14 protein-coding genes are annotated in these 13,967 nt (G+C 70.5%); 12 read left to right on the top strand and 2 right to left on the bottom strand.

Annotated features, from left to right (window positions below; all coding sequences use genetic code 11):
* Positions 1-45: 45 nt before the first annotated feature.
* Positions 46-2,232, bottom strand: a complete 2,187-nt coding sequence (locus tag AB0I04_RS17460) for a hypothetical protein (RefSeq protein WP_360885454.1) — start codon at positions 2,230-2,232, stop codon at positions 46-48.
* Between the two features lie 378 nt (positions 2,233-2,610).
* On the opposite strand from AB0I04_RS17460, the gene AB0I04_RS17455 reads away from it, so the two are divergent.
* The 12 genes from AB0I04_RS17455 (at position 2,611) to AB0I04_RS17400 (ending at position 13,339) form a co-directional block, all read left to right on the top strand.
* Complete coding sequence (locus AB0I04_RS17455; RefSeq protein ID WP_360885769.1) at positions 2,611-3,339, top strand: IclR family transcriptional regulator; 729 nt, start codon at positions 2,611-2,613, stop codon at positions 3,337-3,339.
* A 103-nt stretch (positions 3,340-3,442) separates the two neighbouring features.
* Entirely contained in the window at positions 3,443-4,300 is an 858-nt protein-coding gene (locus tag AB0I04_RS17450; RefSeq protein ID WP_360885451.1) for an NAD(P)-dependent oxidoreductase, read from the top strand.
* Between the two features lie 120 nt (positions 4,301-4,420).
* Positions 4,421-5,389 (top strand): winged helix-turn-helix domain-containing protein, encoded by a 969-nt coding sequence (locus tag AB0I04_RS17445; RefSeq protein WP_360885448.1) that lies wholly within the window; start codon positions 4,421-4,423, stop codon positions 5,387-5,389.
* Positions 5,390-5,458: 69 nt separating this feature from the next.
* A complete protein-coding gene (locus AB0I04_RS17440; protein ID WP_360885445.1) occupies positions 5,459-6,565 on the top strand; it encodes a ferritin-like domain-containing protein in 1,107 nt (368 codons plus the stop codon).
* Between the two features lie 176 nt (positions 6,566-6,741).
* Entirely contained in the window at positions 6,742-7,356 is a 615-nt protein-coding gene (locus tag AB0I04_RS17435) for a septal ring lytic transglycosylase RlpA family protein (protein WP_360885442.1), read from the top strand.
* A gap of 377 nt (positions 7,357-7,733) precedes the next feature.
* Entirely contained in the window at positions 7,734-8,846 is a 1,113-nt protein-coding gene (locus tag AB0I04_RS17430) for a histidine kinase (RefSeq protein ID WP_360885439.1), read from the top strand.
* The gene (locus AB0I04_RS17425; protein ID WP_360885436.1) at positions 8,843-9,520 is read left to right on the top strand and encodes a response regulator transcription factor; all 678 of its coding nucleotides are present in this window, start codon (positions 8,843-8,845) and stop codon (positions 9,518-9,520) included. Before AB0I04_RS17430 ends, AB0I04_RS17425 begins: the two co-directional genes overlap by 4 nt.
* A gap of 69 nt (positions 9,521-9,589) precedes the next feature.
* On the top strand, positions 9,590-10,471 hold the full coding sequence (locus AB0I04_RS17420) for an ABC transporter ATP-binding protein (protein ID WP_360885433.1): 882 nt from the start codon (positions 9,590-9,592) through the stop codon (positions 10,469-10,471).
* 25 nt (positions 10,472-10,496) lie between these two features.
* On the top strand, positions 10,497-11,240 hold the full coding sequence (locus AB0I04_RS17415) for an ABC transporter permease (RefSeq protein WP_360885430.1): 744 nt from the start codon (positions 10,497-10,499) through the stop codon (positions 11,238-11,240).
* Positions 11,240-12,397 (top strand): sensor histidine kinase, encoded by a 1,158-nt coding sequence (locus tag AB0I04_RS17410; RefSeq protein ID WP_360885427.1) that lies wholly within the window; start codon positions 11,240-11,242, stop codon positions 12,395-12,397. The genes AB0I04_RS17415 and AB0I04_RS17410 overlap by 1 nt, the downstream gene beginning before the upstream one ends.
* A gap of 32 nt (positions 12,398-12,429) precedes the next feature.
* Complete coding sequence (locus tag AB0I04_RS17405; protein WP_360885424.1) at positions 12,430-13,035, top strand: response regulator transcription factor; 606 nt, start codon at positions 12,430-12,432, stop codon at positions 13,033-13,035.
* A 16-nt stretch (positions 13,036-13,051) separates the two neighbouring features.
* On the top strand, positions 13,052-13,339 hold the full coding sequence (locus tag AB0I04_RS17400; RefSeq protein WP_360885421.1) for a YciI family protein: 288 nt from the start codon (positions 13,052-13,054) through the stop codon (positions 13,337-13,339).
* Positions 13,340-13,503: 164 nt separating this feature from the next.
* Here AB0I04_RS17400 and AB0I04_RS17395 read toward each other — a convergent pair whose 3' ends face one another.
* Entirely contained in the window at positions 13,504-13,869 is a 366-nt protein-coding gene (locus tag AB0I04_RS17395; RefSeq protein WP_360885418.1) for an ATP-binding protein, read from the bottom strand.
* Positions 13,870-13,967 lie beyond the last annotated feature (98 nt).

Raw genomic sequence — 13,967 nt, 5'->3', positions numbered from 1 at the left:
GAGGCTGTCCGCCCCGGACAAAACCGGGGTGTCAGGCCACCGCGCTCAACGCGTCGGCTCGGGGCTCTTCGCCCGCACCGCGCGGATCCACTTCCGGAACGGCAGCGTCACGTGTTCGCGCCGCACGATGATCAAACCGGCGAGCCACAGCAGGAGCGCCTCGACGACCACGGCGATACCGAGCGCCGCAGTCCAGGATCGCCGTCCCGTCCGTGCCCCGGCCGGGGCGATGTCCGTCAACACGGAAGTGCCCTCCGGTCGGGACACCGTCGGCGTCACGGCCGGAGCGACGTTCGGGAGCAGCGGCACGGCCGACTGGGTGGCCTGCGACGCCGCTCCGCCCGTCGGTGCGTTCGGCGGACCGACCGGGGCGACCGGGACACCGGCCCCAGCCGGAGGGACCGGCGCACCCGCCCCAGCCGGAGGGACCGGGACACCCGCCCCGGCCGGGGCGACCGGAGCACCCGCCCCAGCGGGGGCGACCAGTGAGCCCGGTCCGACAGGGACGCCCGCCCCGGCGGCACCGACCGGCTTGGGAACTACGGCGGGCACCGCGCCGTGCGTGTGCTTGGCGTGCTTAGCGGATTTGGAGTGCTTGGAATGCTTGGCGTGTTTGGAGTGCTTGGCGTGCTTGGCCGACTTGGCCAACCTGATGGGCGTACCGGTCTTCACCCCGCCACCCGGTGCCTGTGCCGCGTCGGCTGTGGACGGCGCGCCCACGGCCGACGGCGCACCCACCGCCGGGGTCGAGACGGACGCGGAGATCGGGGCCGGCACCGGCTCGGCGGGGCGTGCCCCGGCCGGTGCGGCGAGTCGCGCGGGCCGGCCGCTCGGGACACCGCCCGCGGGGAGACGCGGCGGCACCGCGCCGGCCTGGCGTCGCGCCGTCTTCGCGCGCCCGCCTCCCGCCGCGACGCCAGAGGCGGATCCGGCACTCGCCGGCGCCGCGTTACTGGACGCCCGCCCACCGAGGGCACCCCCTCCCGGCACCGTCGACGGCGAGGCCGCCCCGGACACCTGTCCAGGCGAGGCACCCCGCGGCACTGCCGCCGGTGAGGCCGCCCCGGACACCCGTCCAGGCGAGGCACCCCCTCGCGGCACCGTCGGCGATGAGGCCGGCGCGCCAAGAGAGTCGGCCGCTCGCGGAGCCGACAAGGCCGCCGGTACGGCCCCGCCGGTCGTGGCCGGCGACGACCGTCCTGGGAACGCGGCGAACGACCCCAGGGACCAGGCATTTGCGGGCGCGGCGGCCGGGAAGCCCTTCGACGTCGAGGAGCGGGCGGGAGGCACGGCATGGCCCGTGAGACCGGACGACGCCGGTACCGAGGAGCCGCCTGGGCCCGCATGGCTCGCGCCCTGGGCCGAGCCGGCAGGGCCCTCATGGCTGCCGCCCGCAACCGGACCGGCTGGACCTCCATGGCTGCCGCCCACAGCCGGACCGACCGGACGTGCAGGACTGCCGCCCGCAGCCGGGCCGACCGGGCGCGCGGGTCTGTTGGGCGCCGAGGGGGCTGCCGGGGAGACGGCGTGCCCGGTGAGACCGGGGGATGCGGGCGTCGGCGAGCCGGTGGGGGCGGTGGACTCGTCCGCCGGGGAGCCGCCGGTGTCGGTGAAGGTGAACGGTGATTCCGCGCCCGGCTCGGAAGCGCCGTCGGAGGTGACCGTCGTGGAGGCGGGCCCGGTGAGCGAACCGTCGGCCGGAAGCCGGACGGTCCGGAGTGCCATCATCGAACGGCGAGGGACGTTGACCGCGCTCGCCTCCACCGTGACGGGTGGCTGCATCGGCACGGACGCGCCCGTCCGTACCGAAACGTAAAGTGTTCGTGCCGCCGTCAGGTCGCCGAGATCGCAGCCGAGCACGGTCTCCGACCGGATGGTCGCGCAGTCGGCGTCGGAGTCGTCCCAGGCGGCGGGCCGTACGGTCGTCAGCACCAGCCGCGCGCCGATCGCCGGGCCGCCGACCGGGCGTACCGTGACCGCGTAATCGACCGCCCCGGGCATCACCGCGACGACGTGCACGGCGGTCTCCAGACGCACCTCGCGGCCCGGCTCAAGACGCACGTCACGATCCGGTGCCGCCGCCACGGACGGAGCGGGCGACGCGGCCACCGGAACGATGGCCGCCGAGGCGGACGAGACCTGCCCCGGCAGCGGGACCGACCACGTGACCGCCGGAACGGTCATCGCGGTGGTACCGATCGCGGTCAGAACCGTCCTGGAAACCGCCTTCATCGAGCTACCCCCAGACGCATGCCGGTCTGCCTCCGGGGGGACGGGCCGGCAGCCCGTGAGGTGATCGCTCCCACTCCTACCGCAAGATCGCCGACCGTAACCACGGCTCGGCGATCGTTTCGGGGAAGCGACACGTTGTCTTTCCCGACCAACCAACCCCGACCGACCTCCCGGGTCTTTCCCGACCAACCAACCCCGACCGACCTCCCGGGTCTTTCCCGACCGGCCAACCCCGACCGACCTCCCGGTTTTCTACACTTCCGACAGGTGTCGAGAGGAGTTCGAGTGGCGACCCTGGAAGAGGAACCGGCTCCCGCAGTGGCCGCCGACGGGGAGGCGCAGGCGGCCGCGCCCCAGGCGGAGCGCTCGGCGTCGAGTGTGCGCTCGCTGGAGCGGGCGTTCGAACTGCTGGAGCACCTGGCCGACGCGGGCGGCCAGCTGGCCCTCACCGAGCTGACCGAGGTCTCCGGGCTGCCCATGCCGACCATCTACCGGCTGATGCGGACCCTGGTGAACCGCGGATACGTCCGCCAGGAGCCGTCCAAACGGTACGCGCTCGGGCCGCGGCTGATCCGGCTCGGGGAGACGTCGGAGCGCCTGCTCGGCTCGTGGGCGCGGCCCGCGCTCGCCCAGCTCGTCGACGAGGTCGGGGAGACGGCCAACATGGCGCTGCTGGAGGGCGACGAGGCGGTCTACGTCGCGCAGGTCCCGTCCCGGCACTCGATGCGCATGTTCACCGAGGTCGGGCGGCGTGTGCTCCCGCACTGCACCGGTGTGGGCAAGGCCCTGCTGTCGCAGCTGCCCGAGCCGCTGGTCCGGGAGATCATCGCCCGTACCGGAATGCCCGCGTACACCCCGCACACCATCACCGACCCGGCCGCGCTGATGGAGGAGCTCGCACGCATCCGGCGGCGCGGCTACGCCCTCGACGAGCAGGAACAGGAGATCGGCGTGCGGTGCGTCGCCGTCCCGGTGACCGGTACGCCCACTCCGGCGGCGATCTCGGTGTCTGGGCCGCACGGCCGCCTCACCGACGAGGTGATCGAGGACGTCGTGCCCATCATGCGCCGCACCGCCGGACAGCTCGCCCGGCGCCTGTCGGCCTGAGTCCCGCCGAGGCCGATGTCACGCAGGGGAAATGCCGGTATCGCGTGGGGGAAATATCGGGCGAACCCGGATCGTCGCACCGCACTCTGGGTAAAGCCCACGCATGAACGAGCTCACCGTCGCCGTACTCGGAACCGGGATCATGGGCGAGCCGATCGCCCGCAACCTGCTGGGCGCCGGGCACCTGGTACGCGTGTGGAACCGCACACGGGCCAAGGCCGAGCCTCTCGCCGCGGACGGCGCACGGGTGTGCGACGAGCCCGCCGAGGCCGCCGACGGCGCGGACGTCGTCGTCACGATGCTCCACGACGGCGAGACCGTCGAGCACGTCATGGCCGGAGTGCTCCCCGCGATGGAGGAAGAGGCGGTGTGGGCGCAGATGAGCACCGTCGGAGCCGAAGCCGCCGACCGCCTCGCAGACCTCGCGGGCAAGCGCGACGTGCCCTTCATCGACTGCCCCGTGCTCGGCAGCCGCAAGCCCGCCGAGGAGGGGGCGCTCGTCGTCCTCGCCTCCGGGCCCCGCGACGAGCGCGCGGAGGAGGTGTTCGGCGCGATCGGCTCTCGTACGGTGTGGCTGGGCCAGGGCACGGAGGCGTCGCGCATGAAGCTGGTGCTGAACAGCTGGATTCTCACGCTGACCGCGGCCACGGGCGAGGCGATCGCGCTGGCGGAGGCGTTCGGCCTGGATCCGCGGCTGTTCTTCGAGACGATCGCGGGCGGATCTCTCGACTCGCAGTACGCCCAGATGAAGGGCAAGGCGGTCCTGGCCGGTGAGCTCACGCCGAGCTTCAAGGCGACCAGCGCCGCCAAGGACGCCGCCCTGGTCGCCTCCGACGGGCGGTCCTCCGGCGCGAATCTCCGGGTCGCCGAGGCCGTACGCGACCAGCTGCGCCGCACCGTCGAGCTGGGCCACGGCGACGAGGACATGGCCGCCGTGTATTTCGCCGCGCGCGAGACCTGAACCGCCCGAAAGTTCCAGTAACCGTGCCGTGAGCGATCACGGAACCCCATCATGGATGCAGACGTCCCAGATCCGACGAGAACACGGAACGGGGAAACGGTGCTCGGAACTCATCCAACCATGACCGAACTGCACATCGGGGGATTCGACGCCGCACGCGTCCGCGTGGCGCTCGATCCGTACATCTCGGTGCTGGCTCTCACAACCGACGCCTTCGGGCGACGCCGAGGGGCTCCGGAACGCTGGCGCCATCGGATCCGCGCCTCGATCTCGCCTCCCAACGCGGCGGCGATCCGGCCCATCGTGGTGCCGGGTCGCTCCGTGGTGCCGGAGTCCGTGACGCCGATCAACCCGGTGGCGGAGGCTCCGGTCACGGACCTCATCGAGCGACTGCATGACATCTCCGCCGACGAGCTCCGGACGGATATGGAAAGCGTCTTCGGGGGACGCCCGCCCGCGGACTGGGGATCGGTGGTGAAGCACCCGCGGCACTGGCTGCACCGCCACGCGGACGCCACGAGGGAGGCATGGTCGGCGGTCCGGCCGCTGTGGCGGCAGGCTCGCCCGCTGCTCCACCGCGAGGTCGAGCGGGTGGGCATCGCGGCGGTACGCGGCCGGCTCGACGTGGTCCTAGGCGGATTGCATCCGCGCAGCCTGTACGAGGACGGCGTCCTCAGGGTCAGCGACCCGGAGCCGACCCGGTTCGAGCTCGGCGACCGGCCGCTCGTGCTGGTCCCGATGCTGTCCGGCGGCGGCGCGCTGATCTGCAACTTCGACCGGACCGACGCCGTGTGGATCGGCTATCCGATGCCGGGCGTGGAACGGCTGCTCCACGGCGAGCCCGAATCGGTCCGCGAGGACGCCCTCGAGCTTCTGCTCGGTCCCGTGCGCGCTCACATACTGGGCGCTCTGGCGCAGTCGCCGACGATGGGAGAGCTGGCGGCCCTCACGGAGCTGGCGCCGAGCGCGGTCACGTACCACTGCGAGCGGCTGGCGGCCATCGGTCTGGTCCAGCGCGAGCGGAACGGACGTCAGGTGCGGGTGTCACGTACTCCGCGCGGCGAGAGCCTCATGGACATGTTCCGGTAACGACCTCGACGTGATCTGCTTTACGTGCTACCAACAAATGTAAAGCCGATCCCCTCGGGAGGTCCCCCGATGACGATGCGCGACCGCTACACCACTCCTGTCACCGAGATGACGTGGGAGGTGCCCGCCGCCGGCGCCGCGCGGTTCTCGTGGGAGTACGACGACGGCCGCGACCGCCTGCTGTCCCTCTACCAGAAGGGCAAGGACAAGCAGTGGGACGCCCAGAAGCGAATCGACTGGGACCTGCCGGTCGACGTCAACAACGTCGCCGGGCTGCCGGACGAGTTCAACCCGCTCGTCGGGTCCGACATCTGGGAACGCATGCCCCAGGACGGGCGCGATGAGTTCGGCCGTCACCAGGGCGCCTGGCTGTTCAGCCAGTTCCTGCACGGTGAGCAGGGCGCGCTGACCGTCTCCGCGCGGATCGTCGAGTCGGTGCCGGACCTCGATTCCAAGTTCTACGCCGCCACCCAGGTGATGGACGAGGCGCGGCACGTCGAGCTGTACAAGAAGTTCGTCGACGAGAAGCTCGGCATGTACTACCCGATCAACCAGGACCTCGCGAAGCTGCTGGAGGAGTCGCTGACCGACGGCCGCTGGGACCTGCCCTACCTCGGCATGCAGGTCCTCATCGAGGGCCTGGCCCTGGCGTCCTTCGGCCTCTACCGCGACATGTCGAGCAACGCGCTGGTCAAGCAGCTCCTCGCGTACGTCATGCAGGACGAGGCGCGGCACGTCGCGTTCGGGCGGCTGGCGCTGAAGGACTACTACGCCGAGCTGACGTCGAAGGAGCGGGCGGAGCGCGAGGAGTTCGTCGTCGAGGGCTGCTACCTCATGCGCGACCGGTTCAAGGGCAGGGAGATCTTCGAGAATCTCGGGATGCCGGTCAAGGAGTGCATGGAGTACGTCGACAACGGGCCGATCTACTCGCTGTACCAGTCGCTGCTGTTCAGCCGGATCGTCCCATGCGTCCGCGACATCGGCCTCTGGGGCGACAAGGTGCAGAAGGCCTACGCCGACATGGGCGTACTCGACGCCGCCAAGGGCGACCTCGTCGCGCTGATGAAGCAGGACGAGGAGATCGCCGAGGAGGTCGACCGGGCCAAGCACGAGCGTGAGCTGGCCGAACGCCGGGCGGAGGTCCACGCGGCGATCGCCGACGGCGCCGCGGAGTAGCCCACGTCGATACGCGGCGACGGGACACCTGCCGAAAACGGTGAGTTACCCGCGATCACCGGACGCTACCCCTATCGTCGGGGACTTGTGCGCGGCGCCTCCGGGCGCGGCGCCGCTCGGGCCTTACCGGCCTCCGGCCGGGGCCCGAGGTCCTGTCCCCTACCGAAGGACGCTCTGTGGGTGGTTCGGGCCGACATCGCCGGGTCCATCGATTCACGCATCTCCGTACGCGCCTGCTCGCGGTCGCGGGACTGGCCGCCGCCCTGCTCGCGGCCGCCGTCGCGACGCTGATCGGGTCCGGCCGGTCCGCGCCCCGGGCGGACGTCGGGGCGGCGGTGGCCCCCGCGGCCCCGCCGATCGCCCCCGAACAGGCGAACCGGGCAAGCCGGGCGCAGCGCCGCGGCCCGCTCCGGGCCCGGTCGGCGCGGCGCCGTACGGCGAAGAAGAGGGCTCGCCGACCGGCGCTGGAGGCCGGTCGGGGTCAAGCCGGGACCGAGGTCGTGGCCCAGGGGACCTGCGAGGCGTCGTTCTACGGGACCGGCCCGGCGACCGCGAGCGGCGCGCCGTTCGATCCGCAGGCGCTGACCGCGGCGCACCGTACGCTGCCGATGGGCTCGCTGGTCCGCGTCATCAACCTGGGCAACGCCCGGTCCGTCGTCGTACGGATCAACGACCGGGGGCCGTTCGTGCCGGGCCGCTGCCTGGACCTGTCCACGGCGGCGATGCGGGCGGTCGGAGGGGTGCTCTCGGGCGTCATCCCGGTACGGTACGAGGTACTAGGGGGAATCTGAGGCAATGATCCACGTCCACAAATGAGTGAACGCCCGCGGGTAGGCCCCTTCCCCCAAAGAAGCTCAACCCGCGGACGTTCACCTTCCTGCGGCCTGGACGGGTACAGATCCAAGCCTGCGGATCCGGCCATCGCATCGCGTCCCCCGTTGAATCCCCCAATTCATCGCGACGCGTCGGCCGTATAGGGTGGTCCGTGTTCTTGCAGTAGCTACGGTACGTGAGACGGAGACGGCATTCCGTCCACCTCTGGTTGACACTTCCCCGTACACCCCCGGTTGACCTGCGGCTTTGCCCTTTTTTGGGGTTGGCAAGGCAAGTATCGACCGATGATCGGAATGTGACTGTGAGGGGGTCGCCGGCGAGGGCCGGAGGACGCGTGAGTCTGGCCGACGTCATTCTGTCGGCCGGAGTGTTCGCAGCCTTCATTCCCTACATTCACAGCAGTGGCAATCTGCACCTCACGCTTCCGCTCGGCGCAGCGAACGCCTCCCTGTTGCTCGCGAAGAAACGATTCCCACTGATAACGCTCGCCGGGTGTCTGCTGTTGACGTGGATACTGTCGGTGCTGCTGCGGCGGTCCTACCCCGTCACCCCGGCGACCTTCATCGCCCTCTACGCGGTCGGCCGCTACTGCTCCCGCAGCGTGGCGTTGGCGGCGGCGGTGCTGACGATCCTGATCGGGTTCGCCGTCGCCCAGGTGGCCGAGAGCATCCCGTCGTACACCCTGCACAACGTCGTGAACCTCGGCTGGGTGGTGTTCGCGGTTCTCACCGGCGCATGGGTGCGGACACAGAAGACGTACGTCCGTGACGTCGAGGAGCGGGCCGAGCGCGCCGAGCGCGGCCGCGAGGAAGAGGCACGGCGCAGGGTCGCGGAGGAGCGCGTGCGCATCGCCCGCGAACTGCACGACATCGTCGGCCACGCGCTCATGTCGATCAATGTCCTGTCCTCCGTGAGCTCCCGGATCATCGAACGCGACCCGAGGTCGGGGCGCGACGCGCTGCGGACGATCAGCGAGGTCAGCAACTCGGCGCTGCGGGAGATCCGCAGCACGCTGAGCCTGCTGCGGGAGGGCACCGAACCGCTCAAAAGCCCCGAGCGAGGACTCGACGACCTCGATGCGCTCATCGAGCAGTCCCGCGTGAGCGGCCTGCCGGTGACGCTGAAGGAGTCCATGACCGACCCGGGCGTCCCAGCGATCATCGGCTTCACGGTGTACCGCATCGTCCAGGAGAGCCTGACCAACATCACCCGGCATGCCGAAGGCGTCACCAGGGTCATCGTCGCCGTCATCGGTGCAAACGATCACTTGGATGTCACCGTCGTGAACGACGGCGCTCAGGCCTCCATCGTCGAGGGCGGCGGCATCGGCATCCAGGGCATGCGCGAACGCGTCACCGCCATCGGGGGCCGCCTGGACACCACGGCGCTCCCCGGCGGCGGGTTCCGCGTACACGCACGTCTGCCGCTGAAGGAGGCATCGCGATGACGATTCGTGTCCTGCTGGCCGACGACCAGACCACCGTACGGGCGGGGTTCCGGATGCTCATCGACTCGACCGAGGACATGCACGTCGTGGCCGAGGCGGCCGACGGCGCCCGCGCCGTCGAGATGGCCCGCGCCACGGTGCCCGACGTGGTCCTCATGGACGTCCGGATGCCCGGAATGGACGGCATCGAGGCCACGCGCCGGATCACGTCCGACCCGGCGCTGTCCACCGTGCACGTCCTGATCCTCACGACGTTCGAGCACGACGAGTACATCTTCGGCGCTCTGCGGGCCGGCGCCGGCGGATTCCTGCTGAAGGACACCGATCCGGACGACCTCCTGGACGCGATCCGGGTCGTCGCCTCCGGAGAGGCACTCCTCGGCCGGGGACTGACCCGCCGAGTGATCAAGGAGTTCGCGGCGCAGCCGCAGCAGCCGGAGCCGGGGTCCAAGGACCTGGACGTGCTGAGCGAGCGGGAACGGGAGGTCCTGCTGCAGATCGCCATCGGCCTGACGAACGAGGAGATCGCGACGAAGCTGCACCTCAGTCCCGCCACCGCCAAGACGTACGTACACCGGATCATGACGAAGCTGCACGCCCGCGACCGGGTCCAGCTGGTGATCTTCGCCTACGACAAGGGCCTCGTACGACCTCGGTCATCGGAACGGCGATGACAAATGTCATCGCGAACCGAGGATCGAGCGCACTAGGGCACTGACCGGCGGGAATCTAGCGTTCTCAACATGAACGCGATCGCCTTCACCGGGGTGTCCAAAAGCTACGGAACGGTCCGCGCCGTCGAGACGCTGGACCTCACGATCGACGCCGGCAGCACCGTCGCACTGCTCGGCCCGAACGGGGCCGGCAAGTCCACCTCGATCGGAATGCTGCTCGGCCTCGTACGGCCGACGGCGGGCGAGGTCCGCCTCTTCGGCGAGACCCCCGACACCGCCGTCAAGCGCGGCCAGGTCGGCGCGATGCTGCAGGATGGCGCGCTCGTCCCCGGCCTGACCGTCCGGGAGGTCGTCTCCTTCGTCCGGAGCATGTACCCGGACCCGATCCCGCTGGAGCGGATCCTGGAGCTGGCGAGCCTGACCGACATCGCCGGGCGCCGGATCGACCGGCTGTCCGGCGGGCAGACGCAGCGGGTGCGGTTCGCGATCGCCATCGCGGGCGCGCCCCGGCTGCTGGTCCTGGACGAGCCCACGGCGGCGATGGACGTGGAGTCCCGCCGGTCGTTCTGGGCGAGCATGCGGGACTACGCCGGCACCGGCCGGACGATCCTCTTCGCCACCCACTACCTGGAGGAGGCGGACGAGAACGCCGACCGGGTCATCGTCATCGCCCGGGGCCAGGTCGTCGCGGACGGCACTCCGCAGGAGATCAAGGCGATGGTCGGCACCGCCACCGTGCGGTTCACGATCGGCGACCAGCCCACGGCCGGGCTCGACGCGCTGCCGGGCGTGCACACGGTCGACATCCGCGGGCCGATCGCGCAGTTGCGGACCACCGACCCGGACGCGACCGTCCAGGCGCTGTACGCCACGGGTCTGCGCGTCACCGGCCTGGAAGTGAAGGGCGCCGACCTCGAGGACGCCTTCGTCTCCCTCACCCGCGACCGCTAACGGCTTTTCGGAAAGGACCAACGCGATGCTTCGCTACCTGAGTGTGGAGATCCGGCGCACGATCCGCGACCGGCGCTTCATCTTCTTCACCATGGCCATCCCGGTCGCCTTCTACCTCCTGTGGGCGAACATCTACGGCAAGAGCTCCGGCTCCGTCTCCGGGACGAATCTGGGCGCTCGCGCCTACCTGCTCGTGTCGATGGCCTCGTACGGCGCGGTGGGGGCCGCGCTGACGACGACGGGAGCCCGGCTCGCGTTCGAACGGCAGAGCGGCTGGCTGCGGCAACTCCAGGTGACTCCGCTGCGCCCCTGGGCCGTGATCACCGCGAAGATCATCGCGTCGATGTTCCTCGCGCTTCCGGCGATCATCCTGGTCGGGCTCGCCGGCGTGCTGACGCAACACGTCCACCTGTCGGCGGCCGAGTGGGGCGGGATGATCGGCGTGATGTGGCTCGGCACCCTGCCGTTCGCCGCGCTCGGCACGCTGATCGGCTCGCTCGTCGGCGCCGACGCCGCCCAGCCGGTGACGCTGGTCTGCTACTTCACGCTGTCCATCCTCGGCGGGCTGTGGATGCCGGTCGACACGCTGCCCAAGACGCTGCGGCAGATCTCGCACTGGCTGCCCTCCAACCGGTTCGCCGGGCTGGGGTGGAGCATCGTCGGCGGCCACGCGCCGGCCGCCTCGGACGGGCTCGTGCTGGCCGGGTGGGGCCTCGTCCTCGGCGTCCTCGCCCTCGCGGCGTACCGCCGCGCTACGGTTCGCTCCTGATGAACATCTTCTTCCCGGAAGGCGCCGACGAGACGGCCACCCCGCCTCGTTGGCGCCGGCTCGTGTGGATGTCCTTCGGGCTGGTCTACCTCTTCGTCTGGCCATTGGGCGCACTCCTGCGGCAGGGACCGTCGACCGCGCGCATCGTGGTGTCGGTGGCCGCCCTGGCGGTGTTCATCACGGTCTTCCTCGCCCTGGCCGTCGGCAACAACCTGGGGAGCCGGGAGACCACCCGTCGCACCTGGGTCCTGCTCGGGATCGTCACGGCCATGGCGGTCGGCTTCCCCCTGCTGCTCGGGGGCCAGTGGGACGGCCTGCCGATCTACCTGGGCGTCGCCTACGCGATGACGTTGCCGCCCGCGTGGGCCTTGCGTGGCGTCCTGGCCGCCACCGCGCTGACGGCGGCACTCGGCTGGGCGACGCATGTGTCCGGGACGACGCTCCCCTTCCTGACCTTCCAGACGCTGAGCATCAGCCTGATCCTCCTGGGCTTCCGGGGTAGCCGGATGCTGATCGTCCAGCTGCAGGAGGCACGGAGCGAGGTCGCCCGGCTGGCAGCGAACGAGGAGCGGCTGCGCATCGCCCGCGACCTGCACGACCTGCTCGGCCACACGCTCTCACTGATCGTCCTGAAGAGCGAGGTCGCGGTGCGGATCGCCGACCGCGATCCGGCCAAGAGCCTGGCGGAGATCAAGGACATCGAGACGGTCGCCCGGCAGAGTCTGACGGACGTCCGCGCGGCCGTCACCGGGTACCGGCGGCGCAGCCTCGCCGAGGAGCTCGACAACGCCCGCGGAGTCCTGGCCGCCGCCGACATCGAGCCGTCCATCAGCACCTCCGGCACGCCGCTGCCGGACGGACTCGACGACCTGTTCGCCTGGGCGGTCCGCGAGGGCGTGACCAACATCGTCCGGCACTCCCGCGCCCGTACCGCCGGCATCTCGATCACCCGCCGAGACGAAGGCGCCGTCCTGCAGATCGTCGACGACGGGTCCGGGCCGGCCGCGGCGGACGATCCGACGGACGTCGGCGGGAACGGCCTGACGGGGCTCGGCGAGCGCGTGGCCGAGGTCGGCGGATCGATCGAGTCCGGTCCAGGCCCGGCCGGAGGCTTCCGGTTGGTCGTACACGCTCCACTCGACACGCGGGCCTCGTGAGAGGGTCATCGGGTGTCCGAGGGAATGACGGGATGATTCGCGTACTTTTGGCTGAGGATCAGGGCATGGTCCGGGGCGCGCTCGCCACCCTGCTGAACCTCGAGGACGACATGGAAGTGGTCGGCGAGGCCGCCGACGGCGACGAGGCGCTCACCGTCGCCGTCCGGACAAGCCCCGACGTGGCGCTGCTCGACATCGAGATGCCGGGCCGGAACGGCATCGACACCGCGGCCGCCCTCCGCGACGCACTGCCCGACTGCCGCGTGATCATCCTCACGACGTTCGGCCGTCCCGGCTACCTGCGCAGCGCAATGGAGGCGGGCGCGTCGGCGTTCCTGGTCAAGGACAGCCCCGCCCGGGAGCTGGCGGCGGCGATCCGGCGCGTCCTGGCCGGCGAGCGCGTGATCGACCCGGCACTGGCGGCCGCCGCGCTCAGCGCCGGCCCCAACCCGCTGTCCCCCCGCGAGCGCGAGGCACTGGCCGCCGCGGCCGACGGCTCCACGATCGGCGACGTGGCGCGGAAACTGCACCTGTCGGAGGGGACGGTGCGCAACTACCTGTCCGCGGCGATCCGCAAGACCGGCGCCCGCAACCGCATCGAAGCCGTACGCGCCGCCCAACGCCAGGGCTGGCTGTAGCTGCGACAATTCGCGCATGTTCCTCGTCACGGTGACCTACACCGCACCACTAGAGGTCGTGGACCCGTTTCGCCCGGCGCACGGCGACTGGCTCAAGGACCTCATCGCACGACGCCTGCTCCTCGTCGCCGGACGCCAGGTCCCCTTGGTCGGCGGGATCTACCTCGTCCCCGACATGCCCGCCGAAGAACTCGACCGCATCCTCGCCACCGACCCGTACCTCATCAACGGCGTCGCCGAGCACCACATCACCGAGTTCACGCCACTTCTGATGGCAACCGGCCTGGAAGACCTCAAGAGCTGAAAGGGAGGCTCCGAGTCCCCTCAAACCCGGAGCCCCCCTCGTGGCCTTGAAGGCCACGCCTCGCCCGTGATCCCTGGAGGAGCAACGCTCAGAGCGACTGCCGTTCGGGGGAAGTCGTGTCGATCCGTTCACTCCAGGGATCACGGGAGCGTGCGCACACGGCCTCAGAGGCCGTCGTGATCCTTTCTCGGAGCGGAGAAAACCACCTTTCCCACGAAGTTTGAGCTCTCTATGCGGCAATAACCGCATATGGCAGACAACCTAGATACCGCCCTGAGGCCCCGGCCAGTCTCTCCAAAGGTGTCGATGGCATGGAAATCAGGAAAGATGGCAGACTCGTCCACCACCTCTATCCAGGGGCGGCAGTCCCACTCGCTGTAGTAGAGGGTCGCCGGCCGTTGCGTGTGCCGATACGCGTTGGTGACCAGTTCCGAGACGATCAGCGTGGTGTTATCCAGCCATTCCTCACGCCCATGGGCTTGCAGTGTCTGCTTGATCCATCTGCGCGCCTCACCGGCCGAGGCCGGCACGGGGTACAGCCGTAGGGACTCTCGCGCTTTGGTCCTCACCTTGGCCACCCCCTGGCATCCGATTTCGTTCCGCGTAATGCCAAGAAGTCTGGACCGGC

The organism is Actinoallomurus sp. NPDC050550 (genome assembly GCF_040655075.1).
Classification (GTDB): domain Bacteria; phylum Actinomycetota; class Actinomycetes; order Streptosporangiales; family Streptosporangiaceae; genus Actinoallomurus.
This window is presented reverse-complemented; position numbering and strand designations above follow the sequence as displayed.